18 protein-coding genes are annotated in these 20,828 nt (G+C 62.2%); 11 read left to right on the forward strand and 7 right to left on the reverse strand.

Annotation, left to right across the window (positions count from 1 at the left end; genetic code table 11):
• Positions 1-29 precede the first annotated feature (29 nt).
• Genes ftsH through glmM form a run of 3 tightly spaced genes read left to right on the forward strand, consistent with a single transcriptional unit; the run spans position 30 to position 4,328 of the window.
• Complete coding sequence (gene ftsH / locus ACEW8Q_RS21960; RefSeq protein WP_373506208.1) at positions 30-1,949, forward strand: ATP-dependent zinc metalloprotease FtsH; 1,920 nt, start codon at positions 30-32, stop codon at positions 1,947-1,949.
• Entirely contained in the window at positions 1,950-2,966 is a 1,017-nt protein-coding gene (gene folP / locus ACEW8Q_RS21965) for a dihydropteroate synthase (protein ID WP_373506209.1), read from the forward strand.
• Between the two features lie 15 nt (positions 2,967-2,981).
• Entirely contained in the window at positions 2,982-4,328 is a 1,347-nt protein-coding gene (glmM, locus tag ACEW8Q_RS21970; RefSeq protein ID WP_373506210.1) for a phosphoglucosamine mutase, read from the forward strand.
• Between the two features lie 232 nt (positions 4,329-4,560).
• On the opposite strand, the gene ACEW8Q_RS21975 is transcribed toward glmM, so the two are convergent.
• Positions 4,561-4,953, reverse strand: a complete 393-nt coding sequence (locus ACEW8Q_RS21975) for a hypothetical protein (RefSeq protein ID WP_373506211.1) — start codon at positions 4,951-4,953, stop codon at positions 4,561-4,563.
• Positions 4,950-5,861, reverse strand: a complete 912-nt coding sequence (locus tag ACEW8Q_RS21980; protein ID WP_373506212.1) for a DMT family transporter — start codon at positions 5,859-5,861, stop codon at positions 4,950-4,952. Before ACEW8Q_RS21980 ends, ACEW8Q_RS21975 begins: the two co-directional genes overlap by 4 nt.
• A 191-nt stretch (positions 5,862-6,052) precedes the next feature.
• On the opposite strand from ACEW8Q_RS21980, the gene ACEW8Q_RS21985 reads away from it, so the two are divergent.
• From ACEW8Q_RS21985 to ACEW8Q_RS22010, 6 genes are all read left to right on the forward strand, one after another.
• A complete protein-coding gene (locus ACEW8Q_RS21985; protein ID WP_373506213.1) occupies positions 6,053-6,604 on the forward strand; it encodes a porin family protein in 552 nt (183 codons plus the stop codon).
• Positions 6,605-6,738: 134 nt separating this feature from the next.
• Positions 6,739-7,284, forward strand: a complete 546-nt coding sequence (locus ACEW8Q_RS21990) for an outer membrane protein (protein WP_373506214.1) — start codon at positions 6,739-6,741, stop codon at positions 7,282-7,284.
• A 164-nt stretch (positions 7,285-7,448) separates the two neighbouring features.
• Positions 7,449-8,576 carry a phosphoserine transaminase gene (locus ACEW8Q_RS21995; RefSeq protein WP_373506215.1) on the forward strand — a complete coding sequence of 376 codons (1,128 nt, stop codon included), beginning with the start codon at positions 7,449-7,451 and terminating at the stop codon, positions 8,574-8,576.
• A gap of 41 nt (positions 8,577-8,617) precedes the next feature.
• Positions 8,618-10,204 carry a phosphoglycerate dehydrogenase gene (serA, locus tag ACEW8Q_RS22000; RefSeq protein ID WP_373506216.1) on the forward strand — a complete coding sequence of 529 codons (1,587 nt, stop codon included), beginning with the start codon at positions 8,618-8,620 and terminating at the stop codon, positions 10,202-10,204.
• 102 nt (positions 10,205-10,306) lie between these two features.
• Positions 10,307-10,783 carry a GNAT family N-acetyltransferase gene (locus ACEW8Q_RS22005; protein ID WP_373506217.1) on the forward strand — a complete coding sequence of 159 codons (477 nt, stop codon included), beginning with the start codon at positions 10,307-10,309 and terminating at the stop codon, positions 10,781-10,783.
• A gap of 129 nt (positions 10,784-10,912) precedes the next feature.
• On the forward strand, positions 10,913-13,252 hold the full coding sequence (locus ACEW8Q_RS22010) for a calcium-binding protein (protein ID WP_373506218.1): 2,340 nt from the start codon (positions 10,913-10,915) through the stop codon (positions 13,250-13,252).
• Between the two features lie 17 nt (positions 13,253-13,269).
• On the opposite strand, the gene ACEW8Q_RS22015 is transcribed toward ACEW8Q_RS22010, so the two are convergent.
• From ACEW8Q_RS22015 to ACEW8Q_RS22030, 4 genes are read right to left on the reverse strand one after another with little or no spacing between them, the layout of a single operon-like run.
• Positions 13,270-14,724 carry a hypothetical protein gene (locus tag ACEW8Q_RS22015; protein ID WP_373506219.1) on the reverse strand — a complete coding sequence of 485 codons (1,455 nt, stop codon included), beginning with the start codon at positions 14,722-14,724 and terminating at the stop codon, positions 13,270-13,272.
• Between the two features lie 56 nt (positions 14,725-14,780).
• Entirely contained in the window at positions 14,781-15,059 is a 279-nt protein-coding gene (locus tag ACEW8Q_RS22020) for a PqqD family protein (protein ID WP_373506220.1), read from the reverse strand.
• Positions 15,059-15,982, reverse strand: a complete 924-nt coding sequence (locus ACEW8Q_RS22025; protein WP_373506221.1) for a hypothetical protein — start codon at positions 15,980-15,982, stop codon at positions 15,059-15,061. The genes ACEW8Q_RS22020 and ACEW8Q_RS22025 overlap by 1 nt, the downstream gene beginning before the upstream one ends.
• Positions 15,983-15,999: 17 nt before the next feature.
• Positions 16,000-16,368 carry a hypothetical protein gene (locus tag ACEW8Q_RS22030; RefSeq protein WP_373506222.1) on the reverse strand — a complete coding sequence of 123 codons (369 nt, stop codon included), beginning with the start codon at positions 16,366-16,368 and terminating at the stop codon, positions 16,000-16,002.
• 195 nt (positions 16,369-16,563) lie between these two features.
• On the opposite strand from ACEW8Q_RS22030, the gene ACEW8Q_RS22035 reads away from it, so the two are divergent.
• Positions 16,564-18,252, forward strand: a complete 1,689-nt coding sequence (locus ACEW8Q_RS22035; RefSeq protein WP_373506223.1) for a mucoidy inhibitor MuiA family protein — start codon at positions 16,564-16,566, stop codon at positions 18,250-18,252.
• 234 nt (positions 18,253-18,486) lie between these two features.
• The gene (locus ACEW8Q_RS22040) at positions 18,487-19,779 is read left to right on the forward strand and encodes an adenylosuccinate synthase (RefSeq protein WP_373506224.1); all 1,293 of its coding nucleotides are present in this window, start codon (positions 18,487-18,489) and stop codon (positions 19,777-19,779) included.
• Here the strand turns inward: ACEW8Q_RS22040 and ppk2 are convergent, their stop codons facing one another.
• Positions 19,780-20,766 (reverse strand): polyphosphate kinase 2, encoded by a 987-nt coding sequence (gene ppk2 / locus ACEW8Q_RS22045; RefSeq protein ID WP_373506225.1) that lies wholly within the window; start codon positions 20,764-20,766, stop codon positions 19,780-19,782.
• Positions 20,767-20,828 lie beyond the last annotated feature (62 nt).

A 20,828-nucleotide genomic window follows, 5' to 3' on the forward strand; every position in this document is an offset into this window, starting at 1 on the left:
TCGGGCCCCGGCGAGATTCGAGGGAACACGTGAACCAATTCCGTAATTTTGCCGTCTGGATCGTCATTGCACTGCTGCTGTTTGCGCTGTTCAGCCTGTTCCAGGGCCAGGTCGGGCGCTCGGCCTCCTCCGAGATCAGCTATTCCGACTTCCTCGACCGGGCGAATTCCGGGTCGATCCAGTCGATCGTGATCACCGGCGAGACCATTACCGGCAAGCTGGCGGATGGCTCGACGGTGCAGACCACTGGTCCCCTGATGATCTTCGAGGACCAGCTGAAGGAACTGCGCGACAAGAACGTGCAGATCTCGTTCCGCACCGCGCAGAACGACTCGATCCTCACCAACGCCTTGATCTACTGGCTGCCGATGCTGTTGCTGATCGGCGTGTGGGTGTTCTTCATCCGGCAGATGCAGTCGGGTTCCGGCAAGGCCATGGGTTTTGGCAAGTCCAAGGCCAAGCTCCTGACCGAGCGCCATGGCCGCGTGACGTTTGAAGACGTGGCCGGTGTCGAGGAAGCCAAGGACGACCTCGTGGAGATCGTCGACTTCCTGAAGGACCCCCACAAGTTCCAGCGCCTCGGCGGAAAAATTCCGAAGGGTGCGCTGCTCGTCGGCCCTCCGGGCACCGGCAAGACGCTTTTGGCGCGTGCGATCGCGGGCGAGGCCAACGTTCCCTTCTTCACGATCTCGGGTTCGGACTTCGTTGAAATGTTCGTCGGTGTCGGTGCGAGCCGCGTGCGCGACATGTTCGAGCAGGCCAAGAAGAATGCGCCCTGCATCATCTTCATCGACGAAATCGACGCAGTTGGCCGCCATCGCGGCGCCGGCCTCGGCGGTGGCAACGACGAGCGTGAGCAGACGCTGAACCAGTTGCTTGTCGAGATGGACGGCTTCGAGGCGAATGAGGGCGTGATCCTGATTGCCGCCACTAACCGCCCCGACGTTCTCGATCCGGCGCTGCTGCGTCCGGGCCGCTTCGATCGCCAGATCGTGGTGCCGAACCCGGACGTCATGGGCCGCGAGAAGATTCTCAAGGTTCACATGCGGAATGTGCCGTTGGCGCCCGATGTCGATGCCAAGACCATCGCCCGCGGAACGCCCGGCTTCTCGGGCGCCGATCTATCCAACCTCGTCAACGAGGCGGCACTTCTTGCCGCGCGCCGCAACAAGCGGATCGTGACTCAGTCCGAATTCGAGGAAGCCAAGGACAAGGTGATGATGGGTGCGGAGCGCCGCTCCATGGCCATGTCTGAAGACGAGAAGCGTCTGACGGCCTATCATGAGGCCGGTCACGCGCTGGTTGCTATGAACGTGCCGAAGTCGGACCCCGTCCACAAGGCGACCATCATTCCGCGCGGACGTGCGCTCGGCATGGTGATGCAGTTGCCTGAAGGCGATCGCTTGTCGATGAGCTTCACGCAGATGACGTCCCGCCTTGCCATCATGATGGGCGGCCGCATCGCTGAAGAACTCACCTTCGGCAAGGAGAATGTCACCTCGGGTGCGCAGTCCGACATCGAGCAGGCCACGCGGCTTGCCCGCGCCATGGTTACGCGTTGGGGTTATTCCGATGAACTCGGCACGGTCGCTTACGGCGAGAACCAGGAAGAAGTGTTCCTCGGCCATTCCGTGTCGCGCACGCAGAACATCTCGGAAGAGACCTCGCAGAAGATCGACCAGGAGGTGAAGCGCCTGGTGTCGGAGGGGCTTGCCACGGCGCGCCAGATCTTGACCGACAAGAACCATGATCTGATCGCGCTGGCGCAGGGCCTACTTGAATATGAGACGCTGTCCGGCGAGGAGATCAAGAACCTGCTGAACGGCACGCCACCCAAGCGTGACGACGACAGCAGCCGCAAGTCATCGAAGCCGACGTCGTCGGTTCCTTCGGCGGGCCAGCCCAAGACGGGCGGTGCCGGCGGCATGGAACCCCAGCCGCAGGCCTAGATGCGCAAGACATATCATCGCCCGGCCGGGATCGTTCATGGTCCCGATGCCGGGCAAGTGATCAAGGAAGGCCGCGGAGCACTGCTCGGCGGCCTTCCTGCCATGGCCTATACGCTGGTCGAAGTCGTTAAGCGTGAAGGTGCCGCCATCACCCGGCGCTTCGAGCCTTTCCGCGACGGACTGGTCCCGGCGATCCGCTGGCCGGATGACCGGCCTCTGGTGATGGGGATCGTCAATGTCACGCCTGATTCCTTCTCCGATGGCGGCCGCAATGCCGAGGCCGCCCGGGGCATCGCAAATGGATTGCAGCTGGCGAAGGAGGGTGCCGACATCCTCGATGTCGGCGGCGAATCCACAAGGCCCGGTTCTGACGGCGTGGCCGAGGACGAAGAACTCCGCCGCGTGATCCCGGTCATCGCCGGATTGGCGCAGGCGGGCCTCAGGGTGTCCGTCGACACGCGTAAGGCGCGGGTGATGCGCGAGGCGCTAAAAGCGGGTGCGCAGATCGTCAACGATGTGGCGGCGCTGACCTACGAACCCGCAGCGATGGAGGCCATGGCCGAAGCGGAATGCCCGGTCATCCTCATGCATGCGCAGGGCGACCCCAAGACCATGCAGCTCAGTCCCTCCTACGAGGATGTGGCGCTCGATGTGTTTGACTGGCTGGAGGCCCGCATCGCGGCCTGCGAGGCGGCGGGCATTGCGCGCCATCGCATCATTGCCGACCCCGGCATCGGCTTCGGCAAGAGCTTCCGGCACAATCTCGATGTTCTCAACCGCTTCACGCTCTATCATGGGCTGGGCGTGCCGCTGCTCATGGGCCTCTCGCGAAAAGGGTTCATCGGCGCGCTCACGGGCGAGAAGGTGGCCGGCAACCGCGTCCACGGCTCGGTCGGAGGGGCGGTGTGGTCTGCGCTTAACGGAGCGCACATTCTTCGCGTTCATGATGTAAAAGGAACTGTTGAAGCCCTTGCCGTGGCACTTGCCGCGGCAAACCCGGATGGAAGCGGGCTCTGAGCGTTGGGACATAGTATGGCACGGAAATATTTCGGGACGGACGGCGTTCGCGGCACGGCCAATTCGGGCGCGATGACCGCCGAGATGGTTCTGAAGATCGGGATGGCCGCCGGCAACCTCTACCGGCGCGGCAATCACCGCCATCGCGTGGTGATCGGCAAGGATACCAGGCTTTCGGGCTACATGCTGGAACAGGCACTGACCGCCGGGCTGCTCGCCGCCGGGATGGATGTGTTTCTCTTTGGCCCGCTGCCGACGCCTGCCGTGGCGATGCTGACGCGCTCGATGCGCGCCGACCTTGGCGTCATGATCTCCGCCTCGCACAATCCCTTCCAGGACAATGGCATCAAGATTTTCGGACCCGACGGCTTCAAGCTCTCCGACGAGCAGGAGCTTGAGATCGAGGCGATGCTGGACGATCCGAAACTGATGGCGCTCGCAGCGCCGGACAAGATCGGCCGGGCCAAGCGGATCGAGGATGCGCAGGCGCGCTACATCGAATTCGCCAAGCGCACCTACCCGAAGGACATGACGCTCGATGGCTTGCGGGTGGTGATCGACACCGCCAATGGCGCTGCCTACAAGGTGGCGCCGACCGCGTTGTGGGAGCTTGGCGCCGAGGTCATCCAGATCGGCCATGAGCCGAACGGCATCAACATCAACGAGAAATGCGGATCGACCCATACCGAGGCGATGTGCGCCAAGGTGAAGGAACTGCGCGCCGACATCGGCATCGCGCTCGATGGCGACGCCGACCGCGTCATCATCGCCGACGACAAGGGCAAGGTGGTCGATGGTGACCAGTTGATGGCCCTGATGGCGACCTCATGGGCGCGCCGTGGCGAATTGCAGGGCGGCGGCCTCGTCGCCACAATCATGTCGAACCTCGGCCTCGAGCGTTATCTCGTCGACCAGAAGCTGTCACTCGTGCGGACCAAGGTGGGTGACCGCTATGTGGTCGAGCACATGCGCGCGCACGGTTTCAATGTGGGCGGCGAGCAGTCGGGTCATATCGTGCTGTCGGATTTCTCGACCACGGGCGACGGGCTGCTGGCGGCCTTGCAGGTGCTGGCCGAAGTGAAGCGGGCGGACAAGCCGGTGAGCGAGGTGTGCAACCTGTTCACGCCGCTGCCGCAAATCCTCAAGAACGTGAAGTTCAAGGAGGGTGCACCGCTGCAGGACAATCAGGTGCAGAAGATGATCGCGGATGCCGAGCAGCGGCTCGGCAATTCTGGCCGCCTCGTCATCCGTCCGTCCGGCACGGAGCCTGTCATTCGCGTGATGGCGGAAGGCGACGACGAGCAGCTCGTCCGCAACATCGTGGATGAACTCTGCGGCGTCATCGCGAAGGCAGCGGCCTGAGCCTCAGCGGGCGAGGCCCTGGGTGAAGTCGGCCACGTCCTTGTCGAGCACCATCACGTCCTGCGCGGCGTTTCCCGCTTCCGCATAGGCCTTGATGTCAAACATGGCATAGGCTTCCGGAGGCACATAGAGCAACCGGCGGTCAATTGACCGCCGACAAGTTGCTCGAAACCTTTGAATCCAGAGCATTTTCCGCTTCGCAAGTGATTCCACTTGCTCGCCCAATGCGCTGCTAGAGCTTGCCCTCGCAGAAGTAGTAATAGTCCGTTCTGCGGGAAGCTGTTCCATTGGGGCCGCCGTCCTCAACGAACGCATGGCGCATGTCGTCGACGCGTGTCACCGTGATGCCATAGGTCCGTCGGTTTACCACGCTGAGGCGGCGCTCGCTCATCCCCGACTCTCCGCCATCGATGCGGATGATGGAATGCACGCGGCCATCGGCCTCGCGATAGTTCTCCCACAAGCCGCCTTCAGTGGACTGAACATCCGTCACCTCGCGCTCCAGCTTCTTCAGTCCATTGACGGGTGAGCCGAGTGCCGCTTCGATCCTGCCGATCTCGCAGTCCGCCGAGGCCGGTGCAACAAGCACGATGGACAGGGCTGCGGCAGCGAGATGCCGCATCATGTTTGGGCTTCCTTCTCCCGTGCGGGTGCCATCCCGCTGATGGCGATCCCCGTCAGAATCAAGAGCAGGGAGGCAAGGACATTCCAGTCCAGCGTCTCACCCAGTACAAGCGCACCGAGGCCCAGGGCAAAGACAGGCACCAGATAGTTGGACAGCGACACGAAGCTGGGGCCGGTGCGGGCCATGAGACGGTAGACGAGCAGGGTGGCGAAGGCCGTGGGCAGCAGGCCGAGGCCCGCAACGGCGCCATAAGCCGAAACCGGAACGCCCTGAAGGCCACCCGGATTGGCGAGGGCCGCGTAGGCCAGCCCCATGGCGGCGCCGGTGAGGCAGACGGCGGCGGATTGCTTCGCGGGATGTTCCACGCCCAGCCGCTTGGCGCTGATGCCATGGATGGCATAGCATAGGCATCCGAGAATCACGGCCAGTTCGCCGATCAGCTCATCGCCGGACATCGAAAAGGTGAAGATGGCCTCGGGACCGATCAGCACCACGATGCCGCAGAAGCCGAGGACGAAACCCACAGCCTTGGGAAGTGTCAACCGTTCGCCGGGCAGCGTGAAATGGGCAAGCACCACGACGAAGAGGGGAATGGCACCCATGAGAAGGCCCGCCACGCCCGAGGTCACGAAATGCATGCCCCATGTGATGAGGAAGAAGGGAAAGGCATTTCCGATGAAACCCAGCCAGGTGAATTTCATCCATGAGGCCGACGAGCCTTTCATCGTCTGGCCCGATACGTAGGCGAAGGGCACGAGAACGGCTGCGGCGACACCGAGCCTCAGCGCCATGATCCAGCCGGCGTCGAGAAATTCGAGGGCATGCTTGCTCAATGCGAAGGAAGATCCCCACACCACGACGAGCAGAGCCAGCAGCAGCCAGTCAATGGGGAGCGGGGTTTGCCTCATGTTGAGGCAGCCCTAGCGTTATGGTGGGTGAACCGTCAACAGAACATGTCGAATTGGAGCAAAACGCTGTGTCTTCCGTGCAACAGCGGGCGGGCATCACGTTTTGGCCTCATTGGCGCCCGTGTTGTGACACGGATCCCGCCTAGGATTTTCGTCATTCAAGAACGTTGGTTTGCAAGGGAGTTTGTACCATGAAGCGTTTTACAACTGCACTGTTGAGCATCGCGATGCTGGCTGGTGTTTCGGGCGCGGCGCTGGCCGCCGATTCGGAAGTTCCCGCCACCGATTATGCGGCGATGGGCTGGTATCTGCGCGGCGACGCGGGTTGGTCGTGGCTTGCCTGGAGCGAGAATGGCGATGATGCGCTCGCCGTCGGCGGCGGCTTCGGCTACCAGTATAACGAGAACCTCCGCGGCGATCTTCGCGTCGACTGGTCGGGCAATTTCGAGCTCAACAATGGCCGCGACATGGATGTCACCACGGTTCTCGGCAACATGTATTTCGACATCCCGACCGAGACGATGTTCACGCCCTATCTTGGCGCGGGCGCCGGTTACGGCTGGGGCACTGTCGAGAATGGCAAGGACCGCGATGGCTTCGCCTTTGCGCTGATGGCCGGCACCGCGATCGAGCTCACCGACAATTTCGCCGCCGATGTGGGCTACCGCTACCGCCAGGTGGTGACGGACCAGGCCGACCCGCAGGAGCATCAGCTTCTGGTGGGTGTGCGCTACAAGTTCTGAGCCCCATATCTCCGCGATTGATCTGACGGGGCGGCGCACAGCAATGTGCTCCGCTCTTTCGATTCGTGGCGCTTAAGAAAGCAGTAACCATAAGTGACGTAATCAGTTGAAGGCTAATCAAGGGGCTTTCGGGTATGATGTTCAAAGCAATGACTGCGGGCGCCGCACTGTTCATGATTGCAGCAACGACAGGCATCTCCCATGCCGCAGATCTGCCGCCCGAGAGCTATGCCACCTCAGGCTGGTATCTCCGCGGCGACATCGGCTATTCGTGGCTGTCCTGGGATCGCCGGGACGACTATGAGCCCGTTGGCGGCGTAGGCGCCGGTTACAGCTACAGCGAACACATCCGCGCCGACATCCGCGCCGATTTCGGCGGCATGTTCGATGCCATCGCCGGCAACAACGATGTGTCGATCACCACGGCTCTGGCAAACGTCTATTATGACATTCCGGTCACGGAGGTCTTCACGCCCTATGTTGGCGCTGGCGCCGGCTATGGCTGGGTCGACACGCATGGCTTCGACAGCAGTGGCTTCGCATTCGCGGCCATGGCGGGCGTCGAGATGAAGGTCGTCGACCAGGTGAGCCTCGACTTCGGCTACCGCTTCCGCGGAATTCAGGCCGACGATGTGACACATGAGAATCAGTTCACGGCCGGCGTGCGCGTCGGCTTCTGAACCCTCTTCCTTTCGGCAGACAAGCAGCATGGGTGACCGGGCTTAAGGGCGCGGTCACCTTTCTCTTTTGGCGGACTTGCGCCGGCTCCGGAATTACGGCATACGCGCTTCCGGGCTAGCCTTCCCCACCGAAGGCCAGTTCATCTGCAAGGATGGAGCACAATATGACGATGACGAAGCCAGGCGTGAAGCCGGCATGCGCGAATTTTTCTTCCGGCCCCTGCGCGAAGATCCCGGGCTGGACAGCACAATCCCTCAGCAACGCACTCGTGGGCCGCTCGCACCGATCGGGCGAGGGCAAGGCGCGTCTCAAGCTGGCGATTCAGCTGACGCGTGAGGTGCTCGAAGTTCCAGACGACTATCTCATTGGCATCGTTCCGGCCTCCGACACGGGTGCTGTCGAGATGGCCATGTGGTCGCTGCTGGGACAGCGCCCGGTCGACATGCTCGCCTGGGAAAGCTTCGGTGAAGGCTGGGTCTCCGACGTCGTGAAGCAGTTGAAGCTCAAGGATGCGCGGAAGCTGCTCGCGGCCTATGGCGAACTTCCCGATCTCGCGATGGTCGATTTCAACAACGATGTTGTCTTCACCTGGAACGGCACGACCTCGGGCGTGCGCGTGGCCGATGGCTCGTGGATCCCGGATGACCGCGCCGGCCTCACGATCTGCGATGCCACCTCCGCGGCCTTCGCGCAGAACCTCGATTTCCCCAAGCTCGATGTCGTGACCTTCTCCTGGCAGAAGGTGCTGGGCGGCGAGGGCGCGCATGGCGTGCTCATCCTCTCGCCGCGCGCCGTGCAGCGGCTTGAGAGCTACACCCCGGCCTGGCCGATGCCGAAGATCTTCCGCCTCACCAGCGGCGGCAAGATCATCGCCGGAATCTTCGAAGGCGAGACGATCAACACGCCGTCCATGCTCTGCGTCGAGGACTATATCGTGGCGCTCGAATGGGCGAAGTCCGTGGGTGGCCTCGCAGGCCTCATGGCGCGGGCCGATGCCAATGCCGCGGTGGTCCAGCGCTGGATCGATGCCAATGACTTCGCGAAGAACCTGGCCAAGGCCGCGGCCACGCGGTCCAACACGTCGGTCTGCCTGACGCTCGAAGGCGGAGAGGCCGTGCCGAAGAAGATGGCGAAGCTCCTGGAGACCGAGAAGGCTGCCTTCGACATCGGCTCCTACCGCGACGCGCCTCCGGGCCTCCGCATCTGGTGCGGCGCCACGGTCGAAACATCCGACCTGGAAGCGCTGATGCCGTGGCTCGACTGGGCCTATGCCCAGGCCACCGCGTCCTAATTCATTTCCTCCCATTTCCCTCTGACTTCAGGAGTAGCCCCATGGCTCCCCGCGTACTCGTATCCGACAAGCTGTCCGAAACCGCCGTCCAGATCTTCCGCGACCGTGGCGTCGACGTCGATTATCTTCCCGACCTCGGCAAGGACAAGGACGCGCTGCTTGCCGCCATCCCGAATTACGATGGCCTCGCGATCCGTTCGGCCAGCAAGGTGACGCCGAAGATCATCGCGGCCGCGACGCGGCTGAAGGTGATCGGCCGCGCCGGCATCGGCGTCGACAATGTCGATATTCCTGCCGCCACCGCGCGCGGCATCGTGGTGATGAACACGCCCTTCGGCAATGCCATCACGACCGCCGAACACGCGATCTCGATGATGATGGCGCTGGCCCGCCAGATTCCGGAAGCCAATGCCTCGACCCATGCCGGCAAGTGGGAAAAGAACCGTTTCATGGGTGTTGAACTCTTCAACAAGACGCTGGGCATCATTGGCTGCGGCAACATCGGCTCGATCGTTGCCGACCGGGCATTGGGCCTGCGCATGAAGGTCATCGCCTTCGATCCGTTCCTGTCGCCCGAACGCGCCATCGAGATAGGCGTCGAGAAGGTCGAGCTTGACGAGATCTTCCGCCGCTCCGACTTCATCACGCTGCACACGCCGCTGACCGAGAAGACGCGCAACATCGTCGATGCCGCAGCACTTGCCAGGTGCAAGAAGGGTGTCCGCATCATCAACTGCGCACGCGGCGGCCTCGTCGTCGAGGATGCACTCTACGATGCGTTGAAGTCGGGCCATGTGGCGGGAGCAGCACTCGACGTGTTCGAGGTGGAACCAGCCACCAGCCACAAGCTCTTCGGCATGGAGAACGTGGTCTGCACGCCGCACCTCGGCGCATCGACCGGCGAGGCGCAGGAGAACGTGGCGCTGCAGGTCGCCGAACAGATGGCGGACTACCTGATCTCGGGTGCGGTCTCCAACGCGCTCAACATGCCGTCGATTTCCGCCGACGAGGCGCCGCGCCTCAAGCCATTCATCGGCGTTGCGGAAAGGCTTGGCTCGTTTGCGGGCCAGATCACGGAAGAACCCGTTACCGGGATCGTGATCGAGTACGCGGGCGACGTGGGCGAGATGAACACACGCGCACTGACCTCCGCTGCACTCGCCGGAATCCTGCAGCCGATGCTGGGCACCGTGAACATGGTATCGGCGCCAGTGGTCGCGCGCGAGCGCGGCATCAAGGTGGACGAAGTGCGGCAAACGCAACGCGGCGCCTATGAGACCTATATCCGCTTGACGGTGAAGACCGAGACCATGGAACGCTCGGTGGCGGGGACTGTGTTTTCGGACGGCAAGGCGCGCATCATCCAGATCAAGGGCATCGACATGGAGGCCGAGTTCGGCCCGCACATGCTCTACATCACCAACGAAGACAAGCCGGGTTTCATCGGCGCGCTCGGCATGCTGCTGGGCAATGCCAGCGTCAACATCGCAACCTTCAATCTAGGCCGCAAGGCGCAAGGCGGCGAGGCGATCTGCCTCGTGTCGATCGACGAGCCGACACCCGCCTCCGTGCTTCACGCGTTGTCAAAACTGCCGCAGGTGAAGCAGGCGAAGCCATTAGAGTTCTGATTTCCAGTAGTGTCTCATTTTGAAGTCCGGTCGGATTCGTCTACCTGCTTCCCGTCAACTGCAAACTTGCCTTGGACGCATGCGTTGGGACATATTTCTATCATGACATCCAACCTTCGCGTTGCCACCCGCGCAGACCTCGAAGCGGTCAAAGAGATCGTCCGAGCCGCTTACACGGCCTATATTGCGCGTATCGGACGGGAGCCCGGACCCATGCTTGACGACTACGGTGCACTGATTGATGCAGGCCACGTCCATGTGGCCGAACGAGATGGCGCAGTGCAAGGCATTCTCGTGCTCATCCCGCAGGAGGAAGCAATGCTGCTAGACAACGTGGCTGTTGCGCCCCAGGCACAGGGCGTGGGACTCGGTCGCCAAATGCTGGAGTTTGCGGAGCATGCAACGATCAAGGCGGGCTATCATACGATCAAGCTCTACACGAACGAGAAGATGACGGAGAACCTCTCGCTGTATTCCCGCATCGGCTACACCGAGACGCACAGGGTCGAAGAGAGGGGATTGCGGCGGGTATACATGAGCAAAACCCTTGGGGAATGGCGCACGGGCATGACGCTTTAGGACCGCTTTCAACCCACCCCGGAAATTCAAACTGAGACACTACCGATTTTCCACACTACTTGAGGCAACGTCCGATCTGGTCTAAGAGAAGGCCCTTCAACCGGAGGGGGCGAACTCTGGAGTAGAACTATGGCCGTTGTCCCATCGGGTCCCGAACGCATCGTCAATGTCATTGCCGACGGCAAGCAATACCGGCCGTTCACGACCGCCCTTTCGACGGGCGGGTATATCGTAGGATGGCAGGACGAGAGCGGGGTAGCTGGCCCTCAAACCGCTGACGACACACGCTTTGCCTTATATGATGCATTTGGTACGCGCCTGAAGGCGGATGTGCTGGCGAATACGGCGACCGCTTCTTCGCAATTCCAAGGCGCTGCGGCGGCCTTCGGCGATGGAAAATTCGTGATCGCCTGGACCGACTACAGTGCGGCGCCAGACAGTAACGGCGACATCGATTCGAACAATGGTGGCGTGAAGTTTCAGATCTTCAACGCCGATGGTTCGAAATCCGGCGGCGAAATACATGCCAATCAAACCGATGCTGTCAGCGAGCAGCTGCGCCAGGACGAACCGTCGGTCTCCGTCCTCTCCAGTGGAAAGTTCGTGGTGACCTGGACGAACCAGGACATTGACGCCTCCTCCACCAAGCAGATCATGGCGCGGGTCTTCAATGCCGATGGCAGCCCGGTGGGCAACCAGTTCATCATCAACACCAACCAGGATATCGGCGACCAATCGGGATCGACAGTCATTGCGCTGAAGTCCGGTGGATTTGCGGTCGTGTGGGATGATCGCGACAGCACGGAAGAGACAGGCGGCCAGACGGATACCTATCTCCGGATCTATAACGCTGCGGGCTCCGCACAAGGTGCTGCAAAGCTGGCGAACACCAATGCGGGCGATCCGCAGGATGTGCATGTCTCCGAACTTGCCGACGGACGGATTGCGGTCGTGTGGTCGGACTATGTGACAAGCAACCCACCGGGCGATGGGTCGGGTGGTGCAATCCGCGCGCGTATCTTCAATCCGATCACCGAGACATTCGGGCCGCGCATCATTGTCAACACCACCACGAGCAATGACCAGACCGATCCTGTGATCGCGGGCCTTCCCGACGGACAATTCGTGGTGGCATGGACCGACAGGAGCGGCACGGCGGGCGAGGACGCGAGCTTCACCGCGGTGCGCATGCAGGTGTTCAACGCTCTCGGCACCAAGGTCGGCAAGGAAATTCTCGTCAATAAGGAGACGACCTTCGAACAGGAAAATCCTGTCATCGCCGTCCTGGCGGATGGCCGTTTCGCCGTCTCGTGGCAGGACAACAGCCAGACGGGTTCGGATACCGAAGGCTTTTCGATCCGCAGCCGCACTTATGATGCGCGGCTGGCAGCAATCGATCTCGATGGAACTTCACAAGCCGATGCCTATCAGGGCACGACATTCAACGACGTGCTCGACGGGCTTGCGGGAAATGATGTGCTGAAGGGCGGATTCGGCAACGACTTCATCTTTGGAGGCGCCGGCATTGACCTGCTGTTCGGCGATTCCAACAACGACACTCTCGACGGCGGCGCCAACAATGACAAACTCGACGGCGGCGCCGGCAGCGACAAGCTGAACGGCGGCACGGGCGCCGACAAGATGACCGGCGGCACTGGCGATGATGTCTACTTCGTGGACAATGTTGGTGACAAGGTCATCGAGCTGCCGAATGGAGGTAGCGACACGGTGCGGACAACGCTGCTGAGCTATGTGTTGCCGGCAAATGTCGAGAAGCTGATCTATGACGGCGTCATCAAGATCGCCGCAAAAGGCAATGGCCTCGACAATGTGCTGAAGGGCGGGGACAACGGTGACCTGTTCCTCGTGGACAGCGGCGGCGCCGATTCATTCATCGGCGGGCTCGGCAATGACACAATGGACTTCAGGCTCCATGCCACGGGAGCAACTGTCAATCTCGCCACTGGCACCCACGCCGGTGCTGCCGCAGGCGACACCTACACATCGATCGAGACGTTCTTTGGTTCGTCGACCGCGAACGATATCTTCAGGGGTGACACCTTCGCCATCACATTCAACGGTTTTGGCGGCAACGACAAATTGACAGGCAGTACCAAGTCTGACTTGCTCTATGGCGGGGACGGCACTGACATGCTGTCGGGGCGCGAAGGCGCGGATACGTTGGATGGCGGGCGTGGATCGGATACCATGACCGGTGGTACCGGCGGAGACGTCTTCTGGTTCACCAATCCGACGTCCGCCGGCGGCTTCGGCACCGACACGATCACCGATTACCAGGACGGCACCGACAAGATCAGGTTTGCCGTTCAGGTGGCGGCGAGCACGGCGGATTTCAGCATTTCGGGCAATGGCACCACTATGGTGACGATCACCATGGCGGAAGGCACGATCATCGTGAAATCCGCCGCGGCGTTCACGCTCTCCACGGCGGATTTCCTGTTCGGTTGAGTGTGCGAAGGCGGCCTTTACTGGCCGCCCATCTTCGAAATGTCGACGCCGTTGATGGTGACGCTGCCCGTGGGCGTGCTCTCGATCTTCCACGACATGTAACCGTCGGCATCCTGCTTGCCCATGCCCTTGGCGACGATCACCACAGGTGAAACCTGGCCCATGCCGAGTTCAGGCGGAGCAGCTTGAATCGCGGCCATGATGTCGTCGATGCCCTTGAGCCTGAGAAGGGCCTGGCCCGCAGGCATGGCAACGGGACCTGCCGTCATGCTGCCTTCGGCCTTGAGATCGAAAATCTTCGCGACGAACTCACTGGCGCCGATGCCGATGGTCACAACACCCTTCGGCAACAAGGCCTGCAGGAGTTCATTCTCCATGTCAGGCGGCAGCGGCGGATCCTTCGACAGGTCGAGCTTGTCGAGCATGATTGCCGCTGGTGCTGCGAGATTGAAGTCCGCCACGCTCACATCAATGGTCATGTTCGCCGGCACGAGGCCCGCAGCCCAGGGCGGGATGACGCCGTCCGGCGCCTTGAAGCCGCTGAAGGTGAACTTCTCGCGTACCGCGCCATTCTCGACCACGCCATTTGCATCGATCAGCACGTCAAGCTTGTCCATGCTGAACTTGCCCAGCATGGTGTTGACGGTCAGGGCATCCATCGAAGATGTGCCGGAAATGTTGGAGAACACTGGAAGCACGGCGCGCAGCTTGTCCTTGAGCGCCGCCTGTTCGGCGACGATCGCTTCCTTGCCGGGCCGCGCCACCAGCCATGCCGCAAGATCGGTGAGGGCCTTGGGCTTCAGTCCCTTCACCGTCGCATCCTGCATGCCGCCCGGCGACGCAATCGCGAACTCCATCGGCGACGTGGAGCCATCAGCCGCCCCAGTGATGCCGACAGTCTCGCGAAAATCCGCGTAGGTGTATTTCGACGTGCCGTCGGCAGCGTCCGCCGTGCCAGTCATGGTGGATTCGGACTTCACGGAGGCGACCGTGTATTTCACCGTCGACGTCTGCCCGCTCTCGATCATCACCTGCTCGAAGGCAATCTGCGTGTAGTCGGCGGCAGTCGAAGCGAAGGTGCCGAGCGCCTCGTCGAAAACGCCTGTTCCCTTGACCGATGCGATAGTGCCCTTCATGTCGACCGTACCTTCGACCTTGAAGGCAAAGGACAGGGACTGGTCCTGATCGACCTTCCACTTGCCGCCGCCCTGATCGGTGATCGACCATTCGATGGGCGTGAGGCTGGCGGAAACGCCTGGTTCCTTGATCTTTGCGAAAAGCGGCTTGACGTCGAACCGGGCGGCATAGGAATCGCCGTTCGGTGTCACAGTCACCACGCCAGGCTCCTTGCCGAGATAGGCCTGGAACAGCGTGGTGAGGCGCTGAGCTTCTTCGGGCGTCGCGGCGGCAAGTGCGGACGCACTGGTGCCGATGAGAAAGGCAAAGGTGAGCAAAGCGGCGGATCGTTTCATGTCGCGGTTCCCGGTCAGATTGAATTGCCGCAGGCAAGCACCCGGTACCTGGAACGTCAACTGCCAGATTTCGATCCCGTGACCAGCCGCATTTTTCTGAGGGCGCCCAGCGTGCGCCGCACATCGGCGGACAGGGTGGCGCGTGGCACCTGCGGATAGAGTTCCTGCAGCATGGCCAAGATGTCGCGATGGGGTGCCGCCGCGCTCAGCACCATCCAGATGAACGTTGCTGATGCGTTCAGGTGCTGGATGGTGGACTTCGTGATGATGAAGGCCTCACCGTCCACCAGCTTCGTGAGCGTGCCGCGGCGTCTGCGGTAAACGACGGAAGCCATCAGCCGAAATGCTTTCCCAGAAGGCGGGCGGCGGAGTCGGGGTCGCTGTAGCGCAGGACGAGATTGCCGGATGGCTTTGCCAGTGCATGCAACTGCTCGAAGATTTGAGTCATGGGCTGCTTGCGGGTGATATTCTCGGCAATGAGCGGCTTCAGGACGTCCACCGTGCGGGCGAGCGAAAGCTGTGTCCGGCCTTCGTCCCTGCGCTCCAGCAGCACGATGCTGCCGACGCGGGCGCGGGTGCCAAGTGGGGCCATGAGCTCCGGGCCGGGATCGAGATAGATCCAATCTTCGTCTGCCGGTCCCTGATGCGAGGCGATGTAGGATCTGGTGCGGGCCGTGAGATGTGCGGGCAGGGTTGCGCGAAGGCGTGGCAGAAATCCAAGGCCGATGCCCGTCCTGCCCTCAAGGCCCAGAACATCATCAGCGAAGATGCGGTGGCCTTGTGCGGCGAGACACGCCATCAGGGTAGACTTGCCGGTGAAGCCACGGGCAGGAAAGCACACCAGAGTACGGCCGATGCGGGCGGCGGCGCCGTGCAGGCAGAGAAGGCCGGGATGGTGCGCGAGATACCAGTGAATGGCGGCGTCATGCACGTCCGTGATGACGCGCATCGGCGTGCGCGGTGGAATGCGGTCCCAGTCGCGAGCCTTTGGCGCGCCGAGTTCGGTCCAGTGCCAACGCTGATCATGGTGGCTGATCCGCGCCCGCGGAGCATGGCGGGAATGAATGGAAGGCGGTCCCGATTTCAGGTTCCATCCACGCATCACAGCCTTCACGCCGTCGACGATATCGGCACAGTCCTCGAAGTCGATGGCCCAGCCAGTCTTTCCGAAGACGAGCCGCTGCAAAGCAGGCGGTTCGGCAGGCGAGGAGAAGGGGCCGGCCGTCCGGTCCCTCCTTTCTGGTGCCATGAGGTTCATGAGCGGAGCTAGCCTTCTCAGCTCTTGGACTTGATGACTTTCCGGCGGTTGCGGCTCTTGCGCGAACCGTTGTTGCCCGATCTGGACGATCCAGATGTGGACGATCCAGATGTGGACGAGCCAGAAGTCGAGGAGCCTGAAGTGGACGAACCCGATGTGGACGAGCCCGAGGTGGACGAACGGCCAGAGGTCGAGCGGCCAGAGGTGGAACGGCCAGAGGTGGAACGGCCCGAAGTTGAGGAGCCAGACGTGGACCTGCCCGAGCCTGAGCGCTTGGCCTGTGCCGTCGAAATGGTCGTGATGGTGGGGATCGCATAGGCTGCCACGGCAATGGCGCCAATGCGGAGGAAAGCCTTGCGGCGGTTCATGATGTCTGATTTCGGCATGTCGTTCTCCTGCGGTCTGAATGTTGCGGCTTCGTCTTGAAGCAGGTGCAGGCTAGACGAGGGCAGGCGTCAGCTTCCTGACTTGACCTGTCAGCCAAATGTCAGTCTTCCGCCGCACGCCAGCCGTGATTCCGCCGCAGCCAGTGCCTCCTACTGCACAGTGAGGCCAACGAGGCCCCGAGCGGAGGAAATCACATGAAGTCTTTGCGTCTTGCAGCCGTGCTGCTGGCCACCACCATGGCAACCCCGGTGTTTGCCGCGAGTTTTCCGGCGGCCTCGAAGGTCGATGCCGTCACGGTGTTTCCCTCGGGCGCCGAAGTCACCCGCATGGCCACGGCCACGCTGCCTGCGGGCGAGCATGCGCTGGTGTTCGATGGCTTGCCCGGCGACCTGATGCCGGAAACGATCCGCGTCGAGGGCGATGCAGTGGGCGATGTCGAGATTGGCTCCGTCGATGCCAAGCTCGTCTATGTGCCGTCTTCCGACGTCGACGCGAAGCGCAAGGTGCTGGAAGCACAGGTGCAAGGCCTCTCCGATGAGCGCGGCGTGCTGGACCAGACCATCGCGGACGCGGAATACCAGAAGAGCCTGATGCAGCACCTGGCATCGGGCGCATTCACGGCTCCATCGAAAGAGGGTGAAACGAAGAGTTTCGGCGCGCATGACCTGGGCCAGCTCCTCGACCTTGTCGGCGGCAAGCTTCAGGCCCTGTCGAAGCAGGTGCTCGACGCGCGGGTACGGCAGCGCCAGATCGACCAAGCCATCGCGGATATCCAGAACCAGATGGCGATGCTCGCCCCGCAAGACCAGGCGCGGATGCAGGTGACCGTCCATCTGGCGGCACCCGCCGAAGTGAGCGGCACGTTCCGCCTGCGCTATCGCATCAATTCGGCGGGCTGGCAGCCGGTCTATGACGCGCGTCTTACCTCGCCAGGCAAGGACAAGGCTTCGACCATCGAACTGGTGCGCCGGGCCTCGGTCGCGCAATCAACCACGGAGGACTGGACTGACGTTTCCTTGACCCTTTCGACCGCGCGGCCCGTAGGCGCTACGGCGGCGCCCGATATCCTGCCGCAGCTCATCGATGGCTATCAGACCGGCCGATCGGCAAACTACGCGCGGCGGGGCGATGCCCAACTCTCAGCGCCCGCCCCTGCGAGTGAAGCACTCGGCGATGTGGCGCAGGATGCGGCAAAGGAGGAAATGCCGGAACTCAAGAAGGCAAAGCAGATCGAGGCCGCGATCGAAGCGGCCGGGTTCCAGGCGCTCTATGCCATTCCGGGCCGTGTGTCGGTCGACAATACGGGAACCGCCAAGAACGTGCGGATCGCCACCAGCGAAATCACCGCAACGCTCTCAGCACGCGCCGTGCCGAAGCTCGATCCCAATGCCTATCTGACGGCGGCTTTCGTGCTCTCCGGCGACACTCCGCTGCTGCCCGGCACAGCCATGCTTTACCGCGACGGTGTGTTCATGGGGCAGGGGTACCTTCCGCTCCTGTCACCCGGCGAGGAGACGAAGCTGGGCTTCGGCGTCGATGACCTCATCAAGGTGAAGCGCGTGGAGGTGAAGCGGCAACGTGGCGAGGAGGGACTGCTCACCACGTCCAATACCGATATCCGCGCTTATGACATCACGGTGAAGAACCTCCATGATTTCGCCATCCCCGTCACCGTGCTCGACCAGATGCCTTATTCCACTCAGGAAGACATCGTGGTCGAAACGCTCTCGGGCATGACGCCAGCCACGGTGAAGGATTTCGAGAAGAAGCGCGGCGTGCTGGCCTGGAGCTTCGACCTCGAACCCAAGGCCGACAAGGTGCTGAAGCACGGCTTTAAGATCACCTGGCCCGAGAACGTGGACGTGGGCATGAATATTAATTGACTTAGAAACAGGCCCTCATCCCCCTGTCGGGACCTTCTCCCATCCTGCGGACAGGAGAAGGCCGGTCCCATGTCCTTCTCCCGTGGCGCAGCCATGGGAGAAGGTGCCCGGAGGGCGGATGAGGGCTCTTTCCACATCTCCGGTTTGCCTCCGGGCTCCAATCGTGTATGAGCCCACAACGGCCCCGGCGGAAATCCGCTTCGGGGCCGTTCGTGTGTCTGAAAGGAGCCTGGAATGGCGAATGTTGCGGTGGTCGGCGCCCAGTGGGGCGACGAAGGCAAGGGCAAGCTGGTGGATTGGCTCTCGGAGCGGGCCGATGTGGTGGTGCGCTTCCAGGGCGGGCACAATGCCGGACATACGCTGGTCATCGACGGGGTCACGTACAAGCTCTCGCTTTTGCCCTCAGGTATCGTCAGGCCGGGCAAGCTCTCGGTCATCGGCAATGGTGTGGTCATCGACCCATGGGCGCTGGGCGCTGAAATCGACAAGCTGTCGTCGCAAGGCGTGGACATTTCACGCGCCAACCTGCGCATCGCCGGCAACGCGACGCTCATCCTGCCGCTGCACCGCGAACTCGACCAGATCCGCGAGGCGGCAGCGGGCGCGGGCAAGATTGGCACCACGGGCCGCGGCATCGGGCCCGCCTACGAAGACAAGGTCGGCCGCCGCGCCATCCGCGTGAATGACCTCGCTGATCTCGGCACCATCGGTCCCAAGGTCGAGCGCCTGCTGTCGCATCACAATGCGCTTCGCCGCGGCCTCGGCCAGCCGGAGGTGAAAGCGTCTGACCTCGTGCAGCAGTTGGCCGAAATCGCGCCGCGCGTACTTCCCTATTCTGACGCCGTGTGGTCGCTGCTTGACGACATGAAGCGCGAGGGAAAGCGTATCCTGTTCGAGGGCGCGCAAGGTATCCTGCTCGACATCGACCATGGCACCTATCCCTATGTGACATCGTCCAACACGGTGGCGGGGCAGGCCGCAGCGGGGTCGGGCCTTGGACCCTCCTCCATCGGCTATGTTCTCGGCATCGCCAAGGCCTATACCACCCGCGTCGGGTCGGGGCCGTTCCCCACGGAGCAGGAGAACGATGTCGGCGAATACATCGGCCAGCGTGGCCGCGAGTTCGGCACCGTCACGGGCCGCAAGCGGCGCTGCGGCTGGTTCGATTCGGTGCTGGTGCGGCAGGCGATCAAGACCTCCGGCATCCATGGCATCGCGCTCACCAAGCTCGACGTGCTCGATGGGCTCGATGAGATCAAGGTCAGCGTTGGATATATGCTCGACGGCAAACGCCACGATCGTTTTCCAGCGGCTGAGGAAGCGCAGAAGCGGGTGATCCCGATCTATGAAACCCTCGAAGGCTGGAAGGGCACGACGGCGGGCGCCAGAAGCTGGTCGCAGCTTCCGGCGCAGGCCATCAAGTACGTGAAGTACCTCGAAGAACTTATCGAGTGCCCGGTGGCGCTGCTCTCGACTTCGCCCGAACGCGAAGACACGATCCTGATGAAGGACCCGTTCGAGGATTAATCAGCTCCGTTTCTTGCCGTTGCCGGGCCTCAAGGTTTTACCCAGGATATGCTCGTCGCGGCCGATCACGTGCGCGGTCGAGCCGACGATGAGCGGATCGGGTCCGGTGACAAGCTTCTTGTTCTTGTTGGGGTAGGGGAGCGACGACAGGAAGTACTGCATGCAATTGAGGCGCGCGCGTTTCTTGTCGTCGGACTTGATGATGGTCCACGGCGCGTCCGCGGTGTCCGTATAGAAGAACATTGCCTCCTTGGCTTCGGTGTAGGCGTCCCACTTGTCGAGCGAGGCCTTGTCGATGGGCGACAGCTTCCATTGCTTCAGGGGATCGTTCTGGCGCGCGTTGAAGCGGCGCAGCTGCTCTTCCCGCGTGACCGAGAACCAGAACTTGAAGAGACGGATTCCGGACCGCACGAACATCCGTTCAAGCTCGGGGCACTGGCGCATGAATTCCAGATAGTCGTTGGGCGAGCAGAAGCCCATCACGCGCTCGACGCCTGCACGGTTGTACCAGGAGCGGTCGAGGAACACGATTTCGCCGCCTGCCGGCAGGTTCTCGATATAGCGCTGGAAATACCACTGCGTGCGCTCGCGGTCATTGGGCTTTTCGAGTGCCACCACGCGTGCGCCGCGCGGGTTCAAGTGCTCCATGAAGCGCTTGATGGTGCCGCCCTTGCCTGCGGCGTCGCGGCCCTCGAAGATCACGATGATGCGTTCGCCGGTGTCCTTCACCCAGTTCTGCACCTTGAGAAGTTCGACCTGAAGCTGGGCTGTCTGTTCCTCGTAGAGCTTGTTGCTGAGGCGCGTCTTGTAGGGGAACTCACCCGACTCGAAGGCGTGCCGGATCGCTTCCGGATTGTGCCGGAGCTGCGAGGGCGTCAGTCGGGGCGGCTCGGCAGGTTCGGCCACGGTCTGTGCCGCCGACGCTTCGGCGACAGTCCCGGCTGCGGGCTTCTCTGCTGTTTCGGTGATAACAGTGGTGTCGGACATGGTGCGTTCCCCGTTCGTCTGCTGAAGCCAGCAGACTGAGCCCGCACGGCGGCCTTGCCCTT

The organism is Aestuariivirga sp., assembly GCF_041738905.1.
In the GTDB taxonomy this organism is placed as follows: domain Bacteria; phylum Pseudomonadota; class Alphaproteobacteria; order Rhizobiales; family Aestuariivirgaceae; genus Aestuariivirga.

Excerpts from the sequence above, each read along its gene's own strand:
- folP (WP_373506209.1), top strand. The coding sequence starts at position 1,950 with ATGCGCAAGACATATCATCGCCCGGCCGGGATCGTTCATGGTCCCGAT.
- glmM (WP_373506210.1), top strand. The coding sequence starts at position 2,982 with ATGGCACGGAAATATTTCGGGACGGACGGCGTTCGCGGCACGGCCAAT.
- ACEW8Q_RS21975 (WP_373506211.1), bottom strand. The coding sequence starts at position 4,953 with ATGATGCGGCATCTCGCTGCCGCAGCCCTGTCCATCGTGCTTGTTGCA.
- ACEW8Q_RS21980 (WP_373506212.1), bottom strand. The coding sequence starts at position 5,861 with ATGAGGCAAACCCCGCTCCCCATTGACTGGCTGCTGCTGGCTCTGCTC.
- ACEW8Q_RS21985 (WP_373506213.1), top strand. The coding sequence starts at position 6,053 with ATGAAGCGTTTTACAACTGCACTGTTGAGCATCGCGATGCTGGCTGGT.
- ACEW8Q_RS21990 (WP_373506214.1), top strand. The coding sequence starts at position 6,739 with ATGATGTTCAAAGCAATGACTGCGGGCGCCGCACTGTTCATGATTGCA.
- ACEW8Q_RS21995 (WP_373506215.1), top strand. The coding sequence starts at position 7,449 with ATGACGATGACGAAGCCAGGCGTGAAGCCGGCATGCGCGAATTTTTCT.
- serA (WP_373506216.1), top strand. The coding sequence starts at position 8,618 with ATGGCTCCCCGCGTACTCGTATCCGACAAGCTGTCCGAAACCGCCGTC.
- ACEW8Q_RS22005 (WP_373506217.1), top strand. The coding sequence starts at position 10,307 with ATGACATCCAACCTTCGCGTTGCCACCCGCGCAGACCTCGAAGCGGTC.
- ACEW8Q_RS22010 (WP_373506218.1), top strand. The coding sequence starts at position 10,913 with ATGGCCGTTGTCCCATCGGGTCCCGAACGCATCGTCAATGTCATTGCC.
- ACEW8Q_RS22015 (WP_373506219.1), bottom strand. The coding sequence starts at position 14,724 with ATGAAACGATCCGCCGCTTTGCTCACCTTTGCCTTTCTCATCGGCACC.
- ACEW8Q_RS22020 (WP_373506220.1), bottom strand. The coding sequence starts at position 15,059 with ATGGCTTCCGTCGTTTACCGCAGACGCCGCGGCACGCTCACGAAGCTG.
- ACEW8Q_RS22025 (WP_373506221.1), bottom strand. The coding sequence starts at position 15,982 with ATGAACCTCATGGCACCAGAAAGGAGGGACCGGACGGCCGGCCCCTTC.
- ACEW8Q_RS22030 (WP_373506222.1), bottom strand. The coding sequence starts at position 16,368 with ATGCCGAAATCAGACATCATGAACCGCCGCAAGGCTTTCCTCCGCATT.
- ACEW8Q_RS22035 (WP_373506223.1), top strand. The coding sequence starts at position 16,564 with ATGAAGTCTTTGCGTCTTGCAGCCGTGCTGCTGGCCACCACCATGGCA.
- ACEW8Q_RS22040 (WP_373506224.1), top strand. The coding sequence starts at position 18,487 with ATGGCGAATGTTGCGGTGGTCGGCGCCCAGTGGGGCGACGAAGGCAAG.
- ppk2 (WP_373506225.1), bottom strand. The coding sequence starts at position 20,766 with ATGTCCGACACCACTGTTATCACCGAAACAGCAGAGAAGCCCGCAGCC.